The organism is Spirosoma oryzicola (genome assembly GCF_021233055.1).
Lineage (GTDB): Bacteria > Bacteroidota > Bacteroidia > Cytophagales > Spirosomataceae > Spirosoma > Spirosoma oryzicola.
The window spans coordinates 92400-112333 of record NZ_CP089538.1 but is presented as its reverse complement, the minus strand read 5'-3'; the positions used below and the strand labels follow the sequence as shown (position 1 = coordinate 112333).

The 19934-nt window shown below is 48.4% G+C and carries 17 protein-coding genes; 3 read left to right on the top strand and 14 right to left on the bottom strand.

All coding sequences use genetic code 11. The features are described 5' to 3' along the window. Nucleotides 1-4: 4 nt before the first annotated feature. Nucleotides 5-2395 carry a sialate O-acetylesterase gene (locus LQ777_RS00420; RefSeq protein ID WP_232560551.1) on the bottom strand — a complete coding sequence of 797 codons (2391 nt, stop codon included), beginning with the start codon at nt 2393-2395 and terminating at the stop codon, nt 5-7. 354 nt (nt 2396-2749) lie between these two features. On the opposite strand from LQ777_RS00420, the gene LQ777_RS00415 reads away from it, so the two are divergent. After that, the gene (locus tag LQ777_RS00415) at nt 2750-4870 is read left to right on the top strand and encodes a prolyl oligopeptidase family serine peptidase (RefSeq protein WP_232560550.1); all 2121 of its coding nucleotides are present in this window, start codon (nt 2750-2752) and stop codon (nt 4868-4870) included. A 66-nt stretch (nt 4871-4936) separates the two neighbouring features. On the opposite strand, the gene LQ777_RS00410 is transcribed toward LQ777_RS00415, so the two are convergent. The 6 genes from LQ777_RS00410 to msrA form a co-directional block, all read right to left on the bottom strand. Next, nucleotides 4937-5449 (bottom strand): hypothetical protein, encoded by a 513-nt coding sequence (locus tag LQ777_RS00410; protein ID WP_232560549.1) that lies wholly within the window; start codon nt 5447-5449, stop codon nt 4937-4939. A 502-nt stretch (nt 5450-5951) separates the two neighbouring features. Then, nucleotides 5952-6158 carry a YodC family protein gene (locus LQ777_RS00405; protein ID WP_232560548.1) on the bottom strand — a complete coding sequence of 69 codons (207 nt, stop codon included), beginning with the start codon at nt 6156-6158 and terminating at the stop codon, nt 5952-5954. Nucleotides 6159-6315: 157 nt separating this feature from the next. Then, complete coding sequence (locus tag LQ777_RS00400) at nt 6316-6864, bottom strand: RNA polymerase sigma factor (protein WP_232560547.1); 549 nt, start codon at nt 6862-6864, stop codon at nt 6316-6318. 422 nt (nt 6865-7286) lie between these two features. Beyond that, a complete protein-coding gene (locus LQ777_RS00395) occupies nt 7287-10475 on the bottom strand; it encodes an efflux RND transporter permease subunit (RefSeq protein WP_232560546.1) in 3189 nt (1062 codons plus the stop codon). 225 nt (nt 10476-10700) lie between these two features. After that, nucleotides 10701-11108, bottom strand: coding sequence for a hypothetical protein (locus LQ777_RS00390; RefSeq protein ID WP_232560545.1), 408 nt, complete (start codon nt 11106-11108; stop codon nt 10701-10703). A gap of 189 nt (nt 11109-11297) precedes the next feature. Continuing rightward, nucleotides 11298-11870 (bottom strand): peptide-methionine (S)-S-oxide reductase MsrA, encoded by a 573-nt coding sequence (gene msrA, locus LQ777_RS00385; protein ID WP_232560544.1) that lies wholly within the window; start codon nt 11868-11870, stop codon nt 11298-11300. Between the two features lie 161 nt (nt 11871-12031). Here msrA and LQ777_RS00380 point away from each other — a divergent pair, with 161 nt between their 5' ends. Continuing rightward, nucleotides 12032-12913, top strand: a complete 882-nt coding sequence (locus LQ777_RS00380; RefSeq protein ID WP_232560543.1) for a PPK2 family polyphosphate kinase — start codon at nt 12032-12034, stop codon at nt 12911-12913. A gap of 119 nt (nt 12914-13032) precedes the next feature. Here the strand turns inward: LQ777_RS00380 and LQ777_RS00375 are convergent, their stop codons facing one another. From LQ777_RS00375 to LQ777_RS00345, 7 genes are all read right to left on the bottom strand, one after another. After that, a complete protein-coding gene (locus LQ777_RS00375) occupies nt 13033-13869 on the bottom strand; it encodes a DUF4097 family beta strand repeat-containing protein (RefSeq protein WP_232560542.1) in 837 nt (278 codons plus the stop codon). 5 nt (nt 13870-13874) lie between these two features. Then, a complete protein-coding gene (locus LQ777_RS00370; RefSeq protein WP_232560541.1) occupies nt 13875-14732 on the bottom strand; it encodes a DUF4097 family beta strand repeat-containing protein in 858 nt (285 codons plus the stop codon). Between the two features lie 34 nt (nt 14733-14766). Then, nucleotides 14767-15582, bottom strand: a complete 816-nt coding sequence (locus LQ777_RS00365) for a HEAT repeat domain-containing protein (RefSeq protein ID WP_232560540.1) — start codon at nt 15580-15582, stop codon at nt 14767-14769. Next, a complete protein-coding gene (locus LQ777_RS00360) occupies nt 15572-16117 on the bottom strand; it encodes an RNA polymerase sigma factor (RefSeq protein ID WP_232562775.1) in 546 nt (181 codons plus the stop codon). The genes LQ777_RS00365 and LQ777_RS00360 overlap by 11 nt, the downstream gene beginning before the upstream one ends. A gap of 163 nt (nt 16118-16280) precedes the next feature. Next, nucleotides 16281-16826: a 3'-5' exonuclease gene (locus LQ777_RS00355; protein ID WP_232560539.1), complete on the bottom strand. Its 546-nt coding sequence runs from the start codon at nt 16824-16826 to the stop codon at nt 16281-16283. 60 nt (nt 16827-16886) lie between these two features. Then, nucleotides 16887-18392, bottom strand: a complete 1506-nt coding sequence (locus LQ777_RS00350; RefSeq protein ID WP_232560538.1) for a S41 family peptidase — start codon at nt 18390-18392, stop codon at nt 16887-16889. A gap of 105 nt (nt 18393-18497) precedes the next feature. Further along, nucleotides 18498-18950 carry an ABA4-like family protein gene (locus LQ777_RS00345; RefSeq protein ID WP_232560537.1) on the bottom strand — a complete coding sequence of 151 codons (453 nt, stop codon included), beginning with the start codon at nt 18948-18950 and terminating at the stop codon, nt 18498-18500. A 137-nt stretch (nt 18951-19087) separates the two neighbouring features. Here LQ777_RS00345 and prmA point away from each other — a divergent pair, with 137 nt between their 5' ends. Then, complete coding sequence (gene prmA / locus LQ777_RS00340; protein WP_232560536.1) at nt 19088-19918, top strand: 50S ribosomal protein L11 methyltransferase; 831 nt, start codon at nt 19088-19090, stop codon at nt 19916-19918. Nucleotides 19919-19934: the final 16 nt, after the last annotated feature.

Here is a 19934-nt window from a genome sequence, read left to right as displayed (position 1 = left end):
TTTTTTATCTTACCCGAATATCGATCTGAGCAGTATCATCTTCGCCATTCGTTATTCCGTTATTTGGCGTTGAATCGGGATCGGGCTGGTTTGAAGCCGTAAGCTGTGCCGAACAAACGCCCGTACTCGCACCAGTAATTCTTGCTTTAAAGCGGAACGTATAACTGCTGTTCGGGGATAGGCTACTGATACCTCCGGTAAATCCACCATTGCCCGCAGCCAGATCATCCCCCGGTACAAACTCTTGACCAGTGGGCAAATAAGCCGTTACCCCCAGGCCAGTCGCCGTCAAGCCCCCAGCATTCGACAAAGTTATTGCATACGTAATGATGTCGTTGACCGACGGCGCCCGGTTGCTGACCGACAGTTGCAAGCTAATATCCGCTTTGGCAGGGTCGGGAGCTGGCTGATTACTTTGAACCGCTGGTAAAGGCACCTGATTTGGATTCGGCGACGTAAACTGCGCAGACCCCGTCTGTTTTGTCCGAAAATCAATCACGGCCATATCATCTTGCCCGTCGCCCGTACCCGAGTTAGGCTGGCTATCAGGATCGGGTGATGTAGCCTGCGCAATCTCGGCGGCATTTGTGTACACACCACCGGCGGTTGGTTGAGCCACAAAACTGATTAGCTGTGTTGTACCGGGATCAAGGTTCAGCGCGTTACTGGTCAGCACACTACCGTTGAGTGACAAGCCCGACGTTGAAACAACAGCTAAATTATCAGGCAGCCGGTTCCTGACGACAACATTCTCCGCCTTTCCCGGACCACTATTTTGTACGGCAAGATTAATCGTAACGGGGCTGTTTAGGTCTGTCAAGCGCTGATTAACACTCATGGCCAGGCTAACATCCGCCTGATTTGCGGTTAGACTAATCTGAAAAAAATTGGATGGAACAGCGGGCAGGAATGGCGATGTAGAAACGACCCGTACCTGAAGATGGCTTCCTAGTTGAAGGTTGTCAGGCAGTTTTACCGTGATTGGACTTGCGGCTCCGCTACCCAATACCGATACGTAGTGACCAAGGGAGTCAAGCAACTGCACCTGCCATTGATTGTCCCCCCCGAATGCCCCCGTTGTAGCAAACGCCACGGATAAGTTATCTCCAGGCCGGACATAGTCGGCTATTGTTCCTGTAACAGCAAACTGGGTAGGCGTGATGGGTTGGGCGTTTTGAAAGAAATTATTATTGAGACTGTTATTCCAGTTACGCGCAAACCGAGAAAGGCCCATATCGGCTGGAATCGACGATGGATTCAGATAGTAGCGGGGATGTGGGGAAGGACGATAGCGATTGCCAAAGTGAACATCGTTCCCTCCAGATTTTCGGTTGACAATCGTATCGTTGTAAGGCCCTTGATAGACATTTAGCCCCTGCGTATCAATGACTCGCTGCTGCTCATTGATCACGGCTGGACGAAACTCAGTACCATCGAACGAAGCACGGGCTACCATCCACGGCATTGACCGCCCGCCAAAATCCTGTCTAGATTTTTGAATGATCCCGACTAGTCGATCGTAGTAATACGGAATACTTGATGTACCATCGGGAAAGCTATATTCAGCCTCACCCTGATGCCAAAGGACAGCTCGAATACCAGCAATTGAATTGTAGTAGTGGAGTACATTTTTCAGGTTTGTGTAAGGCTGCAAATTAGCCCAGTTCTCTACGCAATAGTAGCGATTACAGGTTGGAATGCCATTGGCGGTATTATACCAGTTTTCGGCGGTCGATCCATCCCAGCCCGCTACATAAAAGGCAACTGGTACATTGTAACGATTAACAATGTAGTCACCTAATTCACCCCAGCCCCAGGAACTTTCGGCCATTGGAAAGACTCTTCGACCAGCCGTCAGGGGCTTGTATACAGGCACAGGCATCGGATCGCCAGATGACACCAGCGATTTTGCTCCGGGCGGATACGAATGGTTAATCGAATCAATAGCATTTACGCGGTCGGTTGCCGTACCGAGATCGTTGTCACCAATACCCAATCCCCGCGAGTTTGACTGACCGGCGGTGACAAACACCTCGCCAATACCAACAGGCTGTACAGACGCTTGTGACGTTACCGTACCGCCAACGATGGTCCGGACATTCAGTACGTACCAGCCACCGGAACCGGTTACGTAACCCAGAAAAATATTGTTAGTCGGATTGTTTTGTACGACCTGCCAGTCGGTTGCTGTTCCCTGCCCGGCGTTGGCGGGTACAAGCTGGGCCTCTACCCGATCTACGGCGCTTGGTAACCGTCCTGACAGGTAAAGCCGCCCGTTGCCGTCGGCCCCGCGCTGAACGACCAGACGCGACATTGGGTGTGTAATTTGAAGCTGAGCAACCGCAAAAAAAGGTAGTCCTATCAACAACAGGACCCATTTAGTAAATGTGGACATGAAAGTTAGTCTAAGCTACTACGAAAACTGAGGTAGCGCCAAAAGCAACCGGCTTTTCCTCGCTAACAAAAGCCTTACGGCAACCAGGTCACCGATAGACTAGTCAAAATTAGTGAAAGAATAAGTACGTTTTGAGGAATCAATCGCATTCTTACCTATAAATGAAGGTACATTTTTCTATGTATCAATCGATTCGGTAGGATCAATACGTATGCCAATGATCAAAACGGTAGGAAGCCGATTGTAAAAGCTAACTTGTAATTTCAGTTTTCTAAACCGTTCTTCGTAGTACGTTGCCTCTCATCAACGGCTCCTCATTTTATGCGTTCTCTCAACCTTGTTTATTTATCGCTTATGCTCAGTTCTTCTGCGGCTTTGGCTCAATCGGAAGGCAATACCACTAGCGGGTCTTTAGCCTACCCTAAACCGAAAAAAGTTGACCAGACCGATACCTATCACGGTACGACGGTTGCCGATCCTTACCGCTGGCTGGAAGACGACCGCTCTGCGGAAACCGCCGAATGGGTCAAAGCCGAAAACAAAGTCACGTTTGACTACTTGGGACAAATTCCGTACCGGCAGCAACTTCAGAACCGACTCGAGCAAATTTACAACTACCCAAAATACTCAGCGCCCAGCCGGAAAGGCGAATGGTTCTATTTTTCAAAAAACGACGGATTACAGAATCAATCGGTGCTGTACCGTCAGAAAGGGCTTGACGGCAAACCAGAATTGGTAATCGATCCCAACAAACTATCGGCTGACGGAACAACCCGGTTGGGTGCGTTTTCGCTGTCCAAAGATGGTAAGTACGCTGTGGTTGGTTTGTCGAAGGGCGGTTCCGACTGGCAGGAGTATCAGGTAATGGATTTGGCTACCAAACAGTATCTTTCCGACAAGATCGAGTGGGTAAAAGTATCGGGCGCAGCCTGGCAGGGCGACGGCTTTTATTACAGTCGGTACCCAAAGCCAGAAGGTAGTGCGCTGGCGGCTAAAAACGAAAACCACCAGGTTTATTACCATAAGCTAAACACACCGCAATCAGCCGACCGGTTGGTTTACGAAGATCCGCAACATCCGCAGCGCTTCCACATTGCCAGCACAACGGAGGACGAACGCTTCCTGCTGCTGAGCATTAGCGATCGGGGCAAGGGTAAAGATGGTAACGCGTTGCTTTTTGTCGATTCAAAATCCGGTCAAAAGACGTTTACACCGGTCGTCGAAGAAATAACCGATTTCAGCTATGGCGTCATTGACAACGACGGCGACCGCCTACTGATTTTAACGAACGAAAAAGCCCCCAATAGCAAGGTCGTAGCCTTTTCAACAAAGACAAAAGCTTTCTCGCCACTGATTCCGGAAAAACCGGAGCCAATTGCTGAAGGTAGTGTTAGCGCAGCCGGAGGAAAACTATTCGTTGAATACTCGAAAGACGTGACGTCTAAAATCGAGGTATTTGATTACGCCGGAAAGCGGGAAAGCGACATTCAACTGCCAGCCATTGGTTCAGCAGGCGGATTCGGCGGTGAGAAAGACGATAAGTTCGTTTTCTACACCTTTACATCATTTACGTTTCCCCCAACGATCTATCGTTACGATATAGCTACCCGCAAAAGCACCGTATTCCGGGCACCGGAGGTAGACTTCAAACCAACCGATTACGAAACGAAGCAGGTTTTTTACACCAGCAAAGACGGCACAAAAGTGCCTATGTTTCTGACCTATCGAAAAGGAATGAAACTCGACGGTACCAACCCGACACTTTTGTACGGCTACGGCGGTTTTAATATTAGCCTTCCGCCAGCCTTTAGTCCGTTACGAATTCCTTTCCTGGAACAGGGTGGCGTGTATGCTCAGGCCAACTTGCGGGGCGGCAGCGAATATGGTGAGAAATGGCACGAACAGGGTATGAAGCTCAAGAAGCAGAATGTCTTTGACGATTTCATTGCAGCTGCCGAATACCTGATAGCGCAGAAATATACCAGTCCCGCGAAGCTTGCGGTACAGGGCGGTTCAAACGGTGGGTTACTCGTGGGTGCAGTGATCAATCAGCGGCCCGACCTGTTTCGGGTTGCTATTCCGCAGGTGGGTGTAATGGATATGCTTCGGTTTCACAAATTCACGATTGGCTGGAACTGGATTGCCGACTATGGCAGCAGCGACAACGCCGACGAATTTAAAGCATTATACGCGTACTCGCCTATTCATAATTTGAAAGCGGGAGTCAACTACCCGGCTACGCTCATCACCACCGCCGACCACGATGACCGGGTTGTTCCTGCGCACTCGTTTAAATACGCGGCTACGTTGCAGGAGGTTTATAAAGGCCAGAACCCGGTGCTGATTCGTATCGATACCAATTCAGGACACGGGGCTAGTAACACGAAAAAGAATATCGAGACAACCGCCGATATTTATTCGTTCATTCTATGGAACATGGGCGTCCGCAATCTAAAGGAAATAGCTAGCAAGTAGCCTAGTTTACATACAAAAAGCGGGCATCTACTGTTAGATGCCCGCTTTTTGTATGATACCTGATTCTTATAGTTTAAGCGTAAGTCCTAGTTTCAGTGTAGCTAAGCTGGAGCCTAACTCTGCAAAAGCACCTAATTTTTCGCTGAAGAAATAACGGCCACCCACATGAACAGGTACATACACGGTTCCATAATTGTCAGCAAAACCACCGTAAGAAAACGAGAAGTAAGAAAGGCCTAAACCTGCGTATAAATCGGCTTTATCGGTAGTCAGGTTGAGCAGTTGATTAAAGTGGTAAGAGCCTCGGGCACCAATATCAAACGAGTTATAGTTGTAAGATGCAACACTGCCATAACTTCTATAACCAACTACACCACCGACGGTAATATTTGGAGCCACGCCAAAATCCGCAGCAGCATTTAGGCCAATACCACCACCACCAGAGTAGTAACCGTAACCGCCTACGCCGATACCAAGGTTTATAAATTTAGTGCCTTTATCAATAGCTAATTGGGCAAATGATTGAGTGCTCAACAACAGGGCTATTACGAACAAAAACGAAAAGTGAAATTTTTTCATGTGGTATAACTGTTTATGTAAAACTGGGGACAAATTAAATTATATTCGTTTTGCTTTACAAACTCGCTTATTTAAGCTCTTATTTATCGGTTGGCTAAACGCTTTATTTACAGTATTTTCAATGGATCTATTAACGAAATAAACAGTTGTCCCACAGCATATTGTACACATATTTTATTTAATTATACGTGTTCTATTACCTAATTAAGTGTAGATACGTTTGAGTAAGCGGTCAGAAAATGGCAGTGTCAAATTGTTACTCTTTAATCAATAGAATAGCTAGAAAACAAGCATTTCATTACTCTATAAATAGCTTTACAGCTTACATTTTCAAAACTCTTTTTAGCCACTAATCACTTGTAGTCAACAGATGCACAGCTTAATAATAAAAACGTCGGCAATGCTATGAGCCGACGTTTTTATGAAAGCAAACATGTGGTGATTCCCCATTTTACGTACAAAAAAACGTCAGCCCTGATGAGACTGACGTTTTCAGTGGTTCTTATGATTTTGCTCCTAACTCCTGACCGCTGGTAAGCTTGGTGAGCTTCGTTGCATCATAATCCTGTTGACTAGGCTTGTCTTCGCTGCTACTTTCGCACGTAACAGTTCGACCGTCATCGTTTACTGCTTTTACCGTCATCGGCGGCCCGCCTTCAAGTAAAGCTACCTGATCGCCGGGTTGAAATTGAACGGGTGCATCTGCCATGGTAGTTATGATTTATGTATAACATGAACTCAATAACCAACTAAACAACCTTTCGGAACAAGTGTCTAGAAAATTGAGCGATTGGAATACATAGATCAAACTCACGCATAGCAGTAGGCTTGCTACCCTTAACCTAGAACGGTAAGGTAACACCTGGCTAATAATGGCTGAGGTATAGTTCCTGTAGCTTGTCGCGCGTCCGTTTCAGGCGCATTTTAACCGCACTTTCCGAAATGTTGTAATACGAGCTGATCTCCTTGACACTTAGCCCTTCTTCGTGTTTCATCCGAAGCAGCTTTACTTCGTCGGGCGATAAGTCGTTCATAACCCGTTCCAACACCTGTAGTTGGTTTTCAACGGAAACGGGAGCTTCGGGTTCCGCCACTCCGCTTATGATTTCGTCCGACAGGGATTCCATGTTAAGCCGCTTGGTCAACCGCAATTGATCAAGACAGTAGTGATGAGAAATCGAATACAGCCAGGTGGAAAAAGTAGATCGGTTCTGGAACGTATCTAACTTATTGAATACCTTCAGAAAAATATCCTGTGTGTAGTCCTGAGCAGCTTCAGAATCTTTGGTAATGGACAAGCACTTTTGGTAAACTTTAGTAACATAGCGGTTGTAAAGCGCTTCGAAAGAGTCCTCTTCGTTTGCTCCCTGGAATGCTTTTACTAACTGCTCATCCGCTACCTTGGCCTTTTTCATAGCAAATGTGTTGATGCTTTTTAACGGCGGTGTGAATTATTGTAGAAACAAAGATAATACAGAATTTTATAAGTCAACTAACGGTTACAACACCAGATTGTTTAAACAGATATTGTACGTACATCATTAGTAGAAACATTTATATAGATAACTAGCAATATTCGCTAAAACCCTTAAATAATAAGGAATTTGCTCGCTCAAGGAGTAAATTATTTGGCTTATAGTATGGTAATTGACAATTTCAAATTTACTAGACGGTACTATCTATAAGGAAAGACAACCTAAACAACGGGATATACCACATCGAACAAAGCACAATTAAACGATAAAATGCTACATTACAGCTAGTTACAAAACACATAATCGTATAACTTCTGGCTTACAGACGTAAGTGCCAAGCCGTAAGCCAGAAGTTATACGTTTTAATTGTTGGAATCGCTGATTTTGGTTTTCTTGGCTAAGGCGTTCAAAATCAGATCGTCGTCCAGCTTAAGCTTTTTGCTTTGGAACCGCAGGGCAAGCGTAGCAAACAAAACGTACAAGCCAGGGACTAGAATAAGGCCAAATACGGTTCCTATAAGCATTCCACCGGCAGCGGCTGTCCCGATAGAGCGGTTTCCCAACGCACCAGCGCCCGACGCCATACAAAGAGGAATCAAGCCCGCAATAAATGCCAGCGATGTCATAAGGATCGGTCTTAGCCGGGTAACAGCACCTTCTATTGCCGCTTTAACAATGGATAACCCTTCCTGCTGACGTTGATTGGCAAATTCAACAATCAGAATCGCGTTTTTTCCCAGCAGACCGATTAACATCACCAGCGCTACCTGCGCATAAATATTGTTTTGTAAGCCAGCAAGCTGAAGGCACAGAAACGAACCGAATATACCGGCAGGCAAAGACAGCAGGACGGGCAAGGGCAAAAACAGGCTTTCGTACTGGGCAACCAGCAACAGGTAGACAAAGACCAGACAGATTAGAAAAATATAGATTGCCTGATCGCCCGACAGAATTTCTTCGCGCGACATACCTGACCATTCAAACGAATAACCACGCGGCAGGGTCGTGCTGGCAACTTCCTCGACTGCGCGCAGGGCATCCCCACTACTGTACCCTTTTGCCGCTTCCCCGTTGATGAGCGCCGATGTATACATATTGTAGCGCGTCAGTTGCTCTGGTCCGTACACGCGCTCAAGGGTAACGAAGTTGGCATAAGGCACCATTTCACCCTGGTCGTTCTTCACGTAAAGATTTAAAACGTCTTCGGGTTTGGCGCGATACTCAGGAGCCGCCTGCACAAAGACACGGTACATTTGCCCGAAGCGAATAAAGTTGGTGGCGTACAGGCTTCCCATCAACGTTTGTAGGGTATTCATCGCATTGTCAATCGATACTCCTTTTTGCGCAGCCTTGTCCTGATCGACGTGCAGCATGTATTGCGGATAATCCGGATTGAAACTGGTGAAAGCATCGCCAATCTCGGGCCGCTTTTTCAGGGCCGCAATGAATCCGTCGGCTACTTTCTTTGTCTTCTGCAAATCGCCCGATCCGGTGCGATCCAGCATCCGTAGCTCAAAACCGCTGGAATTACCAAAACCAGGTACCGTCGGCGGAGAAAAATACTGAATGCTGGCATCCTGAATGTGTTGAGTTTTGGCTTCCAGCGCGGCAATAACATCATCGACGGACTGTCCCCGGTCTTTCCAGTCTTTAAGATTGATCATTCCCATTCCATACGAAGCGCCCGCTCCATCGGTCATCAGGCTAAATCCGGACAGGGTCGATACGTTTTCAACGGCGTCCATCTTTGAGGCTACCTGCTGAATTTTATCCAGCACATTTTCGGTTCGTTGCACCGTTGCTCCGGCAGGCGTAGTTACGTTGGCGTAGATCATGCCCTGATCTTCGGTCGGGATAAAGCCGCTGGGCAGCAAAGAGCTAACTCCCCAGGTACCACCCGCGAATAACACCAGCATAGCAATCGTTACGACTCCTCGACGCACAACGCTTCTCAGTAGCTTTTGGTAGCGACCGGTCAGGGCGTCGAAACCCCGGTTGAAGCCCGCAAAAAACCGACCCAGCAAGCCGGTTGGAGCATGATCATGGGCCGGTCGTAAAAGCAGTGCACACAGAGCGGGTGTCAGAGTCAATGCATTCAGACCCGAAATAAGAATAGCGACCGCCAGGGTAAGCGAGAACTGGCGATAAAAAATCCCAACAGGCCCCGCCAAGAAAGCCACCGGTACAAAGACCGCCGACATGACCAGCGTGATGGCAATCAGGGCACTGCTGATTTCTTTCATGGCTTCCATCGTAGCCTCACGGGGCGGAAGGTGCTCCTCGCTCATTTTGGCGTGAACAGCTTCGACAACCACAATACCATCATCGACCACAACCCCGATGGCAAGCACGAGTGCAAACAAGGTCAAGAGGTTGATCGAGAAACCAATCAGACTCATAAAGGCGAAGGCCCCAATCAGCGCTACCGGCACTACCAAGGCACAGATCAGAGTAGACCGCCAGTCTTGTAGAAACAGAAAAACGACAATAAACACCAGCACAAAGGCTTCCAGAAGCGTACGAACAACTTCGTGAATCGATGCATCGAGAAAGCGCGATACGTCGTAGGCAAAGTTGTAGGTCATGCCGGGCGGAAACGAAGTTTCCTTAATCTCGGCCATGCGTTTCTTTACGTTATTGATGATATCACGCGCATTCGAGCCGGGCCGCTGTTTAAGCATAATCGAAGCCGACGGGCGCCCATCGGTTTTTGACGTTACGCTGTAATCGGCTGATCCGAATTCGATCTCGGCTACATCTTTCAAGCGCAGTATTGATCCATCTGGATTAGCCCGTAAAACAAGATTCTGATACTGCTGAGGCTGATTAAACTTGCCGGTATAGCGCATCACATATTGAAGCACCTGCGGACTTCGGTCGGCACTTTCACCCGCTTTACCCGGAGCAGCTTCGACATTTTGCTTTTGAATCGATTCGACTATCTCCTCCGCCGAAATATTGTAGGCTGTCATCCGGTCTGGCTTCAGCCACACGCGCATTGAATACTCCCGAGCCCCCATGATATCGGCAAAGCCTACGCCTTCGATTCGCTTTAGTTCAGCCAGGATATTGATATCGGCGAAGTTGTAAATAAACTTCTCGTCCATATCGGGATCGGTACTCACCAGATTGAGGTAGAGCAGCATACTGTTTACCTCTTTTTCGGTAATTACCCCGGCTTTAATCACTTCTGCAGGCAATTCGTCCAGAACGGACGTTACCCGGTTCTGGACGTTCATAGCCGCCAGATCGGGATCGGTTCCTACGTTGAAAAAAACCTGGATTAACGTCGTGCCGTCGTTACTGGAAACGCTGTTCATGTAAGTCATGCCCGGTACACCATTGATCGCTCGTTCCAGCGGAGTCGCTACCGCTTTAGTACACACTTCGGCATTCGCCCCGGTATAGGTGGCGGTTACCGTTACCGAGGGCGGCACGATATCAGGAAATTGAGTAACGGGTAAGCCACTGAGCGCCAATAAACCCAGTAACGTAATCAGTACGGATATCACCGCTGACAAAAGCGGTCTTCTAATAAATAAGCTAAACATGAAGGTAGTATTGATAATTACGCGAGCACGCACGACTGACTGCCTATCCTGTTCGGACATGGTAAGTCGATGGCTTCAGAACGGTATGCAGGAAAGCCCAGACACGCTTGACAGCGCCTGTATATAGTTTGTCTGGTAAAAACAGCAACGTAACGCTATCCTGCCAAACGACGGATGCCGTCCGGTCAGCATTACTTCCGGGATAGCGATTGTAGGGAAAGAAACTTAAAGCGTAACCTGAGGGGGCGGAGACAGAATGTCCAGCACGTGGGTAGGCACACGCATGACGTTGAAGGGAATAAACTCGGCTACAAGAAATCGAGCCACCAATACCAACGGAGCAAACACAAAGGATTTGACGAAAACGTAGTCTTGTCCTAGTTTAGTCAGACTTGATTCTTCATCGGGTTCATCGTGCTCAGGAACAGCGTCAACAAGGCCAAAGCATTCTTCCAACAGAAGCTCGCCAAAACTCTCAATGTCGTTGACAGACAAGTCTTCGGCTTGCTCGTAGGGCCGCGAAGTGGTTCCGTACTGGTCGGGCGGGTCAATGCTAAGATTAATGACATGCAGCGCCATCAACAGGCAAATCAGCCGGTGTATCAACGCGCTATGTCTTTTCTTTTTCTTCATTAACGCCAGTCAGTACCTAGACAAAGATAAACAGGATAGGCCGAAGCTTACAGCATTAAACTCGTTTCGCAACTAGATTACCTTTTTCTCTTATTTTTTATAAGTAAGCTACAATTTCTGTATCGCTGAAACGATACCAATAGCAACAAAAAAGCCCCGTTCGGGGCTTCTTGTGACTACTTTCTGTTCCTAACCAATGGCCTGCTCAGCCGTTTTCAATTTCTCTTTGAATACTTTTTTAAACTTGTCAAGCTTGGGAGCGATGACAAAAGCACAATAGCCCTGACCCGGATTATTAACGAAGTAGTTCTGGTGGTATGCTTCGGCTTCGTAGAAGGTACTGGCTGGACTGATTTCCGTCACAATCGGGTTGTTGTAAGCACCCGCTTTGTTCAGTTCTTCTTTGGCCGTTTCGGCTAACCGCTTCTGCTCGTCGTTGTGGTAGAAAATCACGGAGCGGTATTGCGTACCGACATCTGCGCCCTGACGGTTCAGCGTCGTTGGGTCATGGCTGCGGAAGAAGGCTTCAAGCAGTTCCTGATAGGTAATCTTCGATGGATCGAATGTCACCTCAACGCACTCAGCGTGCCCCGTTGTGCCCGTGCAGACTTCTTTATAAGTAGGGTTTGGGTTCTGACCGCCTTCGTAGCCCGAAATGGCTGAAATCACGCCGTCCAGCGAGTTGTACATCGCTTCCGTACACCAGAAACAGCCCGTGCCAAACGTAGCTTTCTGAAAGTTTGTTGATTGTTCTGTCGTCATGTCTGAGGTGCTTGACCAAGAATGTTCACCGCCAGCGTTTTATATATAACCCGATGGCAATGCAACACCAGTTGAAATAGCCGCCAACCATTATATGAAAATTTGGTTGTTAGCTGTATTGATAACACAACCGATCCGCGTAAAGTTTACGCCCTTTTCCTGTGAAAGATTTCGACACCGACAGCTTCCGTTACGACGGCGACAAGCCATTCAAGATTAAAAAAGCTCCCACAAAGGTTGATGATCTGTACGAGGACAACGACCACTACGATACCTTACGACAGCAACAAGCCGCCGAAATCGACAAGTGGCAGGAGCGGATGTATGCGTACAACCGCTACGGCATGGTCGTCGTTTTTCAGGCGCTTGATGCAGCCGGTAAAGATGGGACGATTCAGCACGTATTTACGGGTACCAACCCGGCTGGAGTACGCGTTTATTCCTTCAAACGACCGACCGATCAGGAGCTTGACCACGATTTTCTGTGGCGAAGCTGGCGCGAACTACCCGAACGGGGCACGATTGGCATTTTCAACCGCTCGTATTACGAAGAAGTGTTGGTAACAAAGGTGCATCCAGAAATTTTAACCGATAGTCAGCGGCTACCCGAAAAAGCAACGGCTGATCTGGACAAACTTTTCAAGCAGCGCTTTGAGGCTATTCGGGACATGGAAAAATACCTGCACCGAAACGGTTTCTTAACGATTAAGTTTTATCTGCACGTCTCGAAGGAAGAACAAGCGGACCGGCTGATTGCCCGAATCGAAGACGCATCTAAAAACTGGAAGTTCGAAGAAGGCGATGTAAAAGAGCGTAACTTCTGGGACGATTATCAGGACGCTTATGAAACGTGTATCAACGAAACAGCCTCCGATAATTCACCCTGGTACGTAATCCCCGCCGATGACAAAAAGAACATGCGTCTGCTGGTTGGACGGGCGATAATCGAAGAATTGAAGAAACTTCCTATCAGTAAGCCTGAACCCGACGAAGAACGGTTCAAGGAGTTGCAAAAGCTAATCCCTGTTATCAGGAATCAATAAACTCACACTGTTAACGTACTGGTACCAGGCCATCAATTTCTTATTTCCTATACCCAGTGCTACGTACTGAATTGTTTTCCGGTTCCTTTGCTAACAGCGACAGGAGCCGGAAAACACTGTTATTTAGCCTTACGGATATAGATATTCCCGTTCATATTTTTCATCATCATTTCGGGGCCACCACCGTTGATTTTACCCCGCACCCAATCTTCCACTGTCACCCGATACATACCGTTTTTTTCCGTCCGAGTCGTTTTGACTGGGCCTTTGTCAACGTCGATATCGAAATCGCTGTAGACATCGCCCCGGTCTGATTTCAGCTTAACCGACGCTTTAGCGTTAGCCGGAAACGTTACGTCAACATTTCCGTTCAGCGTCGAAAAAGCCATCGGCACGTTTGCATCAACGGCTTTGAACGAAGCGATTAGACTACCGTTCACCGTATTAGCTACCGCCGAACCCGCTATACCGCTCAACTGGATTGCTCCGTTGACATTCGTTACTTCGAGAGCGCCATTGACGTTCTCAACCGTGATTTCGCCTTGGTTAACCGTACTGAGCTTTAACGAACACCGCTGCGGTACTTTGATGGTTAAGTCAATCGGACGTTTCCAGGAATCGGAGCTGACCTTAACGTGGTTGTCTTTTTCCTCCGCGCTGATGTCCATGTTAGCACCAGCAGCAATGCGTTTCATACCGTTTGCGCTGGCATCTCCTTTTTCTTCTTTGTCTGATTTACGAGCAGCGGCTACAGCGTTGATAACGATATCTTTTCCGCTGTAACCCGTGACTCGGATTGACCCATTCACTAAACCAATAGTTAGGAAACCGGGCTTGGCCGGATCGCTCAACGAAACCGTAATTTGTTCTTTGAAATCGTTCTGTGCGACTAATGGGTAAGCCATGAACAGAAATGGCACAAACAAGCTGGCAATTATTGATCGGTTACTAGCCATGAGTATCAGGATTGCTTTTTGATGTAAATGTTACCGTTGAAGGTTTCGAATCGGAACGTTTTCCCTCCGCCCCCGATTCGTATGGCGGTATTTTTCGTGAGTTTGTAGACCGTTGCTTCTCCCCGACGCTCCTGGTTCTTGGTAACCTGCGTAGGAAGAACCTCTGCATTCGGAAAGTCGGTGTAGAATTCACCCTGAAAGCTTTTAAATTGCAGGTCTGCCGATAAGTTGGCCGGATAGCTAACCCGAATAGCACCGTTCAGTGTGTAATACGATGATTTGTCGGGAGGGCTCACCAGGTAGTTGATCACCACATCGCCGTTGATTGTGTGCGCATCCGTAGCGCCTTTGGCGTTGACAAGCGTAATGGCTCCGTTCACATTAGTTACTTTTAACGAGCCGCTTACGTCCTTCACATCAATGTTACCCCGGTTGACGGTAGACGCGTGAAGATTCATCTTGTACGGAATTTTCACGGTAAAGTTGAGCGTAAAATCATACTCGATGCGTCGATCATGGTTTTGATTCTTCCAGCTACGATTCGGGCGGGAGTCGAATGGCTCAGCGATGTAAGCAATAATGCTATCACCCCGCTGCTCGAAGTCAACCTTGAATTCTTTTTTTCCCGTTTCCAACACGTCTTTGTCTTTCGCCGTAATTGTTTTATCAACGCTCAGGACAACTTTGTCACCCGAATAGCCTTCCACTTTAATGAAGCCATTGATGTTATAAATAGCCAGCGTACCGCCGTTTGGCGCCGTAAACTCTTTCGTTACACGCTCTCTAAACTCCTGAGCGTGAACCGGCGATTGGGCACAAGCGAGCACCAACCCCGTTAAACAGGGGATCAAAAGTGATTTCATAATTGTGATTGATTTAGGGTGTACCGGACTGATTCTAGGACAAAGCTTTTAGACTCTCTTGGATTTTACTTTTAACCAGATCATTGAGACGTTCCTGCCGTAGTAGTTGCTGAAGCGGCTTGATTGACCGTTTCTCCTGTAACTTCACCATCACATCGGCCAGCGCAGCCTGCACCAATGGAGACTCCTGCCGCGTCAGTGATTGCACCAAGCCCTGCCTTACGGTAGGATCGTCAGCTAGTTTCGCCAACGCTTCCAGCGTCACCAGTCGGACATTGACGTTTGGATCCTTGTTCAGTGTGGTTAACAAGGCTTCCACGACCCGCTCGTTGGCCTGATTAAGATCATCAGTGTAGCTAACCGCCCGGAGCCGTTCGGAAGCCGATGGATTGTCAATAAGCGATAGCAACATCATCTGGCGCATCTCCTGAACTTGCGAAGACAAGGAATCCACTTGCTGTTGATAGGCCAACACCGGTCGGTTCTGCGACCAGTACCCGACTAATATTCCAAATCCGATCAGGGCAAGGCTGTAGGCTAAACGTAGCGCCATCTGTGGCGTCCAGAACGTACGCAGTTTCGCCACAAAGCTGGTTAAGCCAGTAGCCTGTTCACTGCTGACGGAATCCTTATACGTATCGAGCATGGCATCGAATCGTACGCGCATCCGTTCGCTAGGCTCGGGTACTGCCAACGAATCCATCTGGCTCCAGAGTTGCTGCGTTGCATGAGCTGCCCGCTGGCAGTCAGGGCATGTAGCCAGATGCGCTTCCATTTCGAGCCGCTCCGCATCCGGCAATTGGTTGCTGAGCCATTCCGTAAATTGCTCGTTAGCCTGTTCACAGTTCATGTGTTTTTCGACCCGTTTCTAGTAACAAATAAATTCGCCTTAACTCGTTGATCGCCCGGTGTACCCGTACCTTTATCGCTCCTTCTGTACTATTGAGCACCTGCGCAATCTCGCTGTACTTCAACTCCTGAAACCGGCTCAAAATCAAGATTTCGCGCTGTTCTCCGCTTAGCTTTTCCATCGCTTTACTCAGCATATCCTGGTTCTGTTCCTGCTGCAAATGATCGTCAGCCCCGGTTCCTCCCCCAATCCGGTCGGCCAACTCGTTGATGTCGGCCTGATTAGCCGCGCGTTTGTTTAGCTTAATTTGATCCGCCAGTACATTCCGGGCCAAGTGATACATCCAGGTTCGGAACTCGCCCTCTCCCGTGAACGTATGACGATATTTCAGCATTCGATAAAACACCGTTTGTACCATATCCTCGCTGGCTTCGGTTTGTCCCGTCATGCGAAACAGAAACCCGAACAACGGTCGATGGTAGCGCTCGAAAAGCAAGCCCATCTTATCCAGATCGCCCGCTTTTACCTGGAGCATGAGTGAGTTATCCGTTAGTGCATTCAATCGGGTAGGAATGGATTTACAGCATTTGGGACTGGAAACCGCACACGATGGGAAAGGTTACAGAAGTCAGCAAAAAAAATTTCCAGGCTAACCAACCTGGAAATCAATAAGAGATTCAGCGAAATGGATAAAGCGATCAGTCGTCTATGCTGACTTTCGCCGTTCCAATGCGTGGGATAAGTCCGTGCGCATCGTGCTGAAGTAACAATTCGAAAAGCTGAACCGTAGCCGCAGCATCGCCCTGAGCACGGTGACGGTTGTTAAGCGGAATATTGAGCGAGTTACAAAGCTTGCCTAGGCTGTATGACGGAAAACCAGGAAAGACTTTTCGGCTCGTCCGAACGGTACAGAGCGTCCGTCGAAGGTAATCATGGCCAAGCCACTCCAACTCTTTTTTGATGAAGTTAAAGTCGAAGCCGACATTATGGGCGACGAAAATAGCATCCTGCGTAATATCAATGACCCGGTTGGCTACATCGGCAAACAGGGGAGCATCCTGAACCATTTCTTCCGAGATACCCGTCAGGTGGCGGATAAAAGGAGGAATTGGACATTCGGGATTCAGCAGCGAGTGAAACGAATCGACAACTTGCTGTCCGTCGTGGCGGTAAATAGCGATTTCGGTAAGCCGGGAAGGGCCTTTGACCCCACCAGTGGTTTCAACGTCAACGATACAATACACACAGAAATGGTTTGCGGCATTCGATTTAACGAAAGTCGAATACCGTATAAAAGTACAGCTTTAGCGTGATGCCTGCAACGGTCGGGCTTTAATTGGCTGGATCGGTTGCCGAGCCACAACTCCCTCCCGAATTAGCCGGAGCGTGTAATCCAGTACATAATCGCGGTTGGAGAGCAGGTCATCATAAGAACGCGCAACCTTGAAATCTGGTTCGACGGTAAAGCCATTCGCCCGGTCAGCTACCACGGCATGCGTCAGCTTCTTCAGCGGAATCCGAACCTGTAAGTGCGAGTTGGGTAGAGTGATTGTTTTGAAGTGACCGGCAAAATCGCCCCAGTAAGCACTTCCACACGCTTCCCCAACGAACGTTCCCATACCAGCGTCTAACGTTTTAGCGAGTACGGTCGTAGCAGCAGAAAACGATGCCCCGTTCATCATAAAGTACAGATTACCTTTAAACGCTGTTTTGGTCCGGGGCCGGTAACGCCGACGCGACGAGCGACTGGCGAAACCATCGACGCCGGCGGCCTTGTACTGTAAGCTAAAATTGAGCGCCGAAAAAGGATTCCATCGGGTAACGAGTTCGTTACGAGCCGCCCGCTTCATTTCTTCGTGCTGCATAATCGTGAACGGCTTCGGCATCCAGTACCGGAGCAACCGCGCGGAATTGAGCACAATGCCCCCACCGTTGCCCTGCATATCAACCACTAAATTTTGGACGTTTTTTTCTCGAATTTCCCGAAACGCCCGCTTGAGTCGCCGGTTAAATGCCCACTGAAAAGGACCGTTCTTTTTGATGCCCATGAACGTTGACACCCGAAGTACAGCCGTATGCGTGAGTGTATCGACAATTCGTACCGACAAATTGGGCCGCCGGTCGATTTCCTGCGGGTACCGACGCTGAACAGTAGCCCGGAACCGGTTCAAGGTTAAACAGCCAAGACGCGCGTACCGAACCAGCGTATCATTGGGAAGCCGGTATGTTATTTTGATCGAATCGGCAGAACCGTACCACGCTGCATAATAATCGGCAAACTGGACCAAACTCCACTGACGCCGACCGGTCAGGTTGTCGCCATCGGATCCCGAGTGATCGGCCTCCATCAACTCCCGGTGCAAATCGGCGATGGTACGTCCATTAATCGTCACCAGTTCTGTACCGCGCACAAGCGTGGTATCGGCTGACACATTATGACTGATGAAGTACTGTTCGCCAACGGGCCGGATATAGAACGGAATAAACCGCGTTGTTTTGCCGATGTAATTTTTACGGTGATTCAGATTTGTGTGTCCGTCTTTAAGCGCCGTAACCAAAGGGCTTACGTGGTGATAGAATGCCCAATAATCGACGGGTGCTGTCAGCCGGTTGTAAAGCGAGTCGTATAGCTGCTCCATGCGCGGCTTAGGCGTGTAATAACCCATGCCTGGATGCAGTAGATCAAGCTTGCGCTTTAGGTAATTGATATCGGTGCGGGCCTGCTCAGGAGTAAGTGTTTGAGCAAAAGCAACTGGACGGCCCAGACCAGCTAGCAAACTCACAAACAAAAGAATGTGGCCTATCTTCATTGATACGAGTTACGGTAAAGGCGAGTGTTTTCGCTCGAATAGTAATCCTACGGTGAAGATAGAGTTTTGCGCAACTAAAATCAATTAAAAATGTTTAGAATATTATTAAAATTTTGTTTCCGGTTTGTTTGACAAAAACAGCCGGAGCAGCCCGTAGAGCAGTAGTCCGCTTGGCCCCAGCATAAAACACAACAACAAACAGGGAATCAACCAACCATGCGCAATTTCCCGGCTTTGTCCGTCGCGGAGCACGTAGCTACCCGCTACCAGATCAAAGGCCAGGTAATGAATCCACCCACCCAGCACGATCTCTTTTGGCCCCTTAAAAAGCGCCTGTATCCCGGCCAGCGAACCAAACGCCCCAAAATCGATACCCGGCCCGCCCGACGCTGCCGGAGCGACCAGCAGGTAATACATGTATAGTCCACCCAGTATCATGGGGATCGGTAACAGCTGCACCAGCATTTGGGTAACCCGCCAGCGCGGAGCCACAATCATGAAAAGCCACTGCGGTAACACAAGCAGGTTGGCGTACGAAAAGGCAGTTTCCGGAGTCATGGATGATGAATATTTGTGTTCCTGAAGCTAATCAAAAATCAGGATGCTTTTGATACGGCTAGCTGAGAACGTCACCAATTAGGATTCATCTGCGCGAAGCAGCTTACACGACTTGCCTTTTTCATTACCTTAGAGGTATGAATTACATTGAACTTCAACTGCACGTTACCCCCGATTACACGGATATTCTCACGGCTGAATTGGCCGAACTTGGCTTTGAATCATTCGTCGAGACCGATGAAGGACTAAATGCGTATATTATTGAGACGGATTTTGACGAAAAAGCCCTGGAAGAACTTGTTGCTAAATACACGAATCAAACCGCAATAGCCTACGAAGTCAATTCGTTAGAAAAACGAAACTGGAACGCCGAGTGGGAACGAGAGTATGAGCCGATTGAAGTGGCTGACAGTGTCCGGGTCCGGGCGTCCTTCCATGAACCGGACGCCCGGTTTCGTTACGACATTGTGATTAATCCTAAAATGTCGTTTGGCACGGGTCATCACGAAACGACGGCGATGATGCTGGAGCAACAGCTTGACCTTGATTTTGCGGGTAAGACCGTACTTGACGTTGGCAGCGGCACCGGCATCCTGGCCATTCTGGCCGCCAAGATGGGCGCTAGATCCGTTCAGGCATTTGATATTGAAGAATGGGCGGTCGAAAATGCGGTTGAGAACGCAGCCATCAACGACTGCCCCCAGATTTCGGTATTTCAGGGAACGATTGACGACATTAAGGATGAGCAGGGACGGTATGATGTGATACTGGCCAATATCAACCGAAACGTATTACTAGCAGAAATCCCACTCTACACGCACTTACTGAACGAAGGCGGCTATCTGTTGGTCAGCGGTTTTTATGAACACGACGCGCCCGATATTCAGCAAAAAGCAATTGACGCTGGCCTTTGGGCCGAAAAAACAAAGTCGGTTCGGGAATGGACCTCGATCCGATTTAAAAAGTAGCATAGAACAGGGCGTA